This is a genomic window from Bradyrhizobium sp., from assembly GCF_016462955.1.
In the GTDB taxonomy this organism is placed as follows: Bacteria; Pseudomonadota; Alphaproteobacteria; order Rhizobiales; family Xanthobacteraceae; genus Bradyrhizobium.
In genome coordinates, this window is sequence record NZ_JAEMSD010000405.1 from 2191 (window position 1) to 6318 (window position 4128).

Annotated in this window: 6 protein-coding genes and 1 pseudogene; 2 read left to right on the plus strand and 5 right to left on the minus strand. The window is 63.4% G+C overall.

Going from position 1 to position 4128, the window contains the following annotated elements; genetic code table 11:
* Positions 1-302 (plus strand): annotated as a pseudogene (locus tag JHD07_RS29795) (hypothetical protein); the annotation flags it as partial.
* A gap of 140 nt (positions 303-442) precedes the next feature.
* Here the strand turns inward: JHD07_RS29795 and JHD07_RS29800 are convergent.
* From JHD07_RS29800 to JHD07_RS29810, 3 genes are all read right to left on the minus strand, one after another.
* A complete protein-coding gene (locus JHD07_RS29800) occupies positions 443-931 on the minus strand; it encodes a VOC family protein (protein ID WP_291628651.1) in 489 nt (162 codons plus the stop codon).
* Between the two features lie 35 nt (positions 932-966).
* On the minus strand, positions 967-1395 hold the full coding sequence (locus JHD07_RS29805; protein ID WP_291628653.1) for a VOC family protein: 429 nt from the start codon (positions 1393-1395) through the stop codon (positions 967-969).
* Between the two features lie 128 nt (positions 1396-1523).
* Positions 1524-2039: a cupin domain-containing protein gene (locus JHD07_RS29810; protein ID WP_291628654.1), complete on the minus strand. Its 516-nt coding sequence runs from the start codon at positions 2037-2039 to the stop codon at positions 1524-1526.
* A 128-nt stretch (positions 2040-2167) separates the two neighbouring features.
* Here JHD07_RS29810 and JHD07_RS29815 point away from each other — a divergent pair, with 128 nt between their 5' ends.
* On the plus strand, positions 2168-2386 hold the full coding sequence (locus JHD07_RS29815) for a CsbD family protein (protein WP_291628657.1): 219 nt from the start codon (positions 2168-2170) through the stop codon (positions 2384-2386).
* Between the two features lie 113 nt (positions 2387-2499).
* Here the strand turns inward: JHD07_RS29815 and JHD07_RS29820 are convergent, their stop codons facing one another.
* Together JHD07_RS29820 and JHD07_RS29825 are read right to left on the minus strand one after the other, a co-directional pair.
* Positions 2500-2964 carry an FKBP-type peptidyl-prolyl cis-trans isomerase gene (locus JHD07_RS29820; protein WP_291628658.1) on the minus strand — a complete coding sequence of 155 codons (465 nt, stop codon included), beginning with the start codon at positions 2962-2964 and terminating at the stop codon, positions 2500-2502.
* A gap of 141 nt (positions 2965-3105) precedes the next feature.
* On the minus strand, positions 3106-4128 hold a 1023-nt coding region (locus JHD07_RS29825), incomplete at its 5' end, for a gamma-glutamyltransferase (protein WP_291628659.1).

Here is a 4128-nt window from a genome sequence, read left to right on the forward strand (position 1 = left end):
GCACCAGCCTGGTCAAGATCGGCGGCCAGTGGACGCATCTGTTCGGCAACAACATCGAGACCAACATCAATGGCGGCTGGGTGCAGTCGTTTGCAAGTCACAGCGGCATCGTCGCCACCGTGACCGGCAACGGCACAGTGGTGCCGACCATGGGCAACCAGGGCTGGTTCGAATATGGCGGCCGCCTCGGCTTCCGCGTGCAAAAAGGCTGGATCGTGGATCTCTTCGCCAACGGCACGCTGGGCCCGCAGCCGGTCGGCAACACCATTCACGGCGGCGTGGGATTGAGGATCAATTATTGATGCGCCTAGGCGCAGTTTCGTAGGGTGGGCAAGGCGACAGCGTACCCACCACCTTTCTCAATCGGAGACAGATGGTGGGCACGGCGCAAGAGCGCCGTTGCCCACCCTACGATATTGATCGTGTAGCGAGAGCATCTGCACTACGCCGCCGACTTGCCTTCGAACGCGCGCCGCAGCACTTCGACGTCCAGCTTGACCATCGTCATCATCGCCTGCACGGTCCGCGCCGCCGCGGCCTTGTCGGGGCTCGACAGGAAATCGAATAACGCTGTCGGCACCACTTGCCACGCCACGCCCCAGCGATCCCTGAGCCAGCCGCACTGTTCTTCCTTGCCGCCATGGGCGAGGAACGCGCTCCAGACGCGGTCGACCTGGGCCTGATCGTCGCAATGAACCATCAGCGAGATCGCGTGGGTATATTCCATCTTCATCCCGCCGTTGAGCGCGACCAGGGGCTGCCCCGCCATTGTGAACTCGACGACGAGCACCGAACCCTCCTTGCCGGAGGGACCATCGGAAACGTTGTGCTGAACGTGCGTGATCGCCGAATTCGGTACGAGCGAGACGTAGAATTTTGCAGCGTCCTCGGCATCGCCGTCGAACCACATGCACGGCACGAGCTTGGTCATCGTGAATGCTCCTTTTCCGGTCTGCTGGTTTCGGCTCAGGCGTTTGCCATGTGGGGCTGCAGAGGCGCGGCCGAAAGGTCCATCCAGTTCACGCCCCACATATGGCCGTCAGGATCCTCGAAGCTGCGGCCGTACATGAAGCTGTATTCGTCCTTCGGAGAGGGATCGGCCGCGCCGCCGGCAGCCTCGGCCCTGCCGACGATATCGTCGACCTCACCGCGGCTGTCCGCGGACAGGCAGAACAACGCCTGGTTGGAGCTCCTGGCGTCCGCGATCGGCTTCGGCGTGAACTGGCGAAATTTGTCGTGAGTCAGCAGCATGGCGTAGATGGTCTCGGAAAAGACCATGCAAGACGCCGTCTCGTCGCTGAATTGCGGGTTCTTCACCGCGCCGACTGCCTCGTAGAACGCGGTTGAGCGCTCAAGGTCTGTCACCGGCAGGTTGACGAAGATCATCTTTGGCATCGGAGGCTCCTTGGGCGGGTTCTGCCCAAGGACGAGCGGCCAGATCGCCATCCGACACTACTTCCGGAATTTTTCGGGCCCGATCTACGGGGGGATGCCGCACCGGAGCCAGCGTCCCTCGGGCAGCCTTACTTCTTCTCGTTCGGATCGCGGTGGACGGGGTCGATCCACAGCACGGTCTCAGGCTTCTCGACCGGCTCGATATCGAGGTTGATCGCCACCGCCTCGCCGTCGCTGCGCACCAGCACGCATTCGAGCACCTCGTCCGGGCTGGCGTTGATCTCCTGGTGCGGCACGTAGGGCGGGACAAAGATGAAGTCGCCGGGGCCGGCTTCGGCGGTGAACTGCAGGCTCTCCCCCCAGCGCATGCGCGCCTTGCCCTTCACCACGTAGATCACGCTTTCGAGATGGCCGTGGTGATGCGCGCCGGTCTTGGCATCCGGCTTGATGCTGACGGTGCCTGCCCACAATTTCTGCGCGCCGACGCGCGCGAAATTGATCGCGGCCGCGCGGTCCATGCCGGCCGTGGACGGCACGTTGGTGTCGAGCTGGTTGCCGGGAATGACGCGCACGCCGTCGTGTTTCCAGCGATCATCGTGATGATCGTGGTCATGGTGGGCGTGCGTATGGTCATGGCCGGTCATGGGACTTGCTTTCTGTTGGTTCCGTGCGCGGCAAACTAGCCCGAGCGGTATCCGCGGGCCAGAGCAAATTCGGAACCCTCGTCGCAGCAAGACGTTGTCTTTACGAACGAGCTGAAAAGGAGAATTTCATGGGTAGCACGACCGACAAGATCAAGGGCACTGCAAACGAAGCGATGGGCAAGGCCAAGCAGGGTATCGGCGAAGCCACCGGGTCCGACCGCCTGAAGGGCGAGGGCGTGATCCAGGAAGTGAAAGGCAAAGGCCAGCAGGCCATGGGCGACGCCAAGGAAGCCGCGGAAGATGCGGGGGATCGGGCCGCGGCGGCCGCCAAGCGCGCGACTGAGTGACGCAAGGCATTTGAGAAGCCAAAGACCGGCCGAAAGGCCGGTCTTTTTGTTTGGACTGCACTCTCCGTCATCGCCGGCGCGTCCTGCCCGGGCTTGACGGGGTAGCAGCGACGTTACTTTACCGCGAGCAGTTCCACGTCGAACATCAGCGTGGCGTTCGGCGGGATCACGCCGCCGGCACCGCGGGCGCCATAGCCGAGCTGCGGCGGGATGATCAGCGTGCGCTTACCGCCGACCTTCATCGAGGCGACGCCCTCGTCCCAGCCGGCGATCACGCGGCCCTTGCCGATCGGGAATTCAAACGGCTCCTTGCGATCAACGGAACTATCGAATTTCTTGCCCTTCTGACCGTTCTCATAGAGCCAGCCGGTGTAGTGCATCACGCAGATCTGACCGGGCTGCGGCGAAGCACCGGTGCCGACGGTGGAGTCGATGATCTGCAAGCCAGAAGCTGTGGTCATGGTCTTTCCTGCGGTCTGGGCCGAGGCCGGAGTGGAAACGAGATCGAACACGCCGGCGGTCACGGTGATCGCGAGGGCCGACATGAGAGCGGGGAGCATGCGTTGGAAACGCTGCATGAGAAACCTTCCGTTCGAGGCGGGAGGTGTCTAGCCCAACGCCGCCGCCGTTTCCACCCCTTCCGATGAGATAAGGGCGGCGCAGCAATGCCGCGCCGCCCTCGTCCACTTGTCCTGATCTCGCGGAAACGCCCCCGGCGATCAATAGCCGAGCGCGCAGCCGTCCTTGCGGGGATCGGAGCCGCCGGTCAGCGTGCCCTTGTCCCAATCGATCCAGATCGCCTGGGCGCCCCCGAGCGGACCAACCACACTTGTGGTTTTGTGGCCCAGCTTCTTCAGGCCCTCGACGATGTCGGCCGGCACGCCGTCCTCGAGCTGATACTGGCCCTCGTAGTGCAGACCGCGCGGCATGTCGATCGCCTCCTGCACGTCACAGCCGTAGTCGAGAATGTTGGTCAACACGTGCGTCTGTCCCGTCGGCTGATACTGTCCGCCCATCACGGCGAACGACATCGTCGAACGGCCGCCCTTGGTCAGCAGGCCCGGCATGATCGTATGCAGCGGGCGCTTGCCGCCTTCGATGCAGTTCGGGTGGCCGGGCTGGATGCGGAAGCCGCCGGCGCGGTTCTGAAGCAACACGCCGGTCTTGTTGGAGACGATGGCCGAGCCGAAGGAATGCGCGACCGAATTGATGAACGAACAGACGTTGCGGTCCTTGTCCACGACGGTGATGTAGATGGTCGAGGGGTTCATCGGCGGCGCGACGTTGGGCAGGTCGAGCATGCCGTCCATGCGGATCTTGCCGATATACTCGTCGGCAAAACCCTTCTCCAGCATCTCGGCGACGTTGATCTTCATGTGCTCGGGAGAGGCGACGTGCATCTCGCGGTTCATGTAGGCGATGCGCGCGGCCTCCGCTTCGAGATGAAAACGCTCGACGCTGACGGGCGCATATTTGGTCAGATCGAAACGCGACAGGATGTTGAGCATCAGGAGCGCGGTGACGCCCGGGCCGTTCGGTGGGCACTGCCAGAAGTCATAGCCCTTGTACATGGTGCCGATCGGCGTCGTCACCTCGGTGGTGTGCGCCGCGAAATCGTCGAGCGTGTGCAGGCCACCGATGCCGCGCAACGTCTCGACCATGTCCTCCGCGATCTCGCCCTTGTAGAAGGCGTCGCGGCCGTCCTTGGCAATCGCCCGCAGCGTCTTGCCGAGCTCGGCCTG